This window comes from Spirosoma lituiforme (genome assembly GCF_054776635.1).
The window spans coordinates 1-530 of sequence record NZ_BAAHBO010000060.1 but is presented as its reverse complement, the minus strand read 5'-3'; the positions used below and the strand labels follow the sequence as shown (position 1 = coordinate 530).

Annotated in this window: 2 protein-coding genes; both read right to left on the bottom strand. The window is 38.1% G+C overall.

What is annotated here, in order from left to right; translation table 11 throughout:
• On the bottom strand, window positions 1-220 hold a 220-nt coding region (locus ACYU87_RS27700; RefSeq protein ID WP_461137237.1), incomplete at its 3' end, for a hypothetical protein.
• A gap of 86 nt (window positions 221-306) precedes the next feature.
• Window positions 307-530, bottom strand: a 224-nt coding sequence (locus ACYU87_RS27695) for an Nmad4 family putative nucleotide modification protein (protein ID WP_461137236.1), incomplete at its 5' end; no start/stop codon positions are given.

Here is a 530-nt window from a genome sequence, read left to right as displayed (position 1 = left end):
CAATGTAGGCTGTATTAAACTGCCTATATCCATTTGGTTTAATCACTCCAAATAAATCTCTTATGATTTGCTCTTGCCAAGGAAGTAACTTAAATGGCTTACCAGCCCAGGTGCCTTTGGTGTGGCTTAGGCATTCAATGAAATTTACAGCATAATCTGCATGATCCCTGCTATAGATAGAATCTTTTAATTTAAATTTTGTAGTCTTGTATTTTGCCATCAACTCACCCCTTTTAGACATAAAAAATACAGCCCTTTGGCTGCTACTACGAGAAACAGAGCCTAGGCTCTGAAAATCTTTTATTGTTAGTTTTGTTTTAATGCCCACTCAATTGCGTGACCATCATCTTTGAATCGTTCTTCGCTTACTTCCCTTAGTCCAATAAAACCTTCACATGAATGGTCATCATCTAGAAATTCATGAACTGCTGCAAAGTAGCAATTACCATCTGGGTGATAGTAGTGTCCTACAAGAATCACCCTATCTCCAAAGGTTATGACCCTACCCCATCTAGTTTCTAAATCTTCCG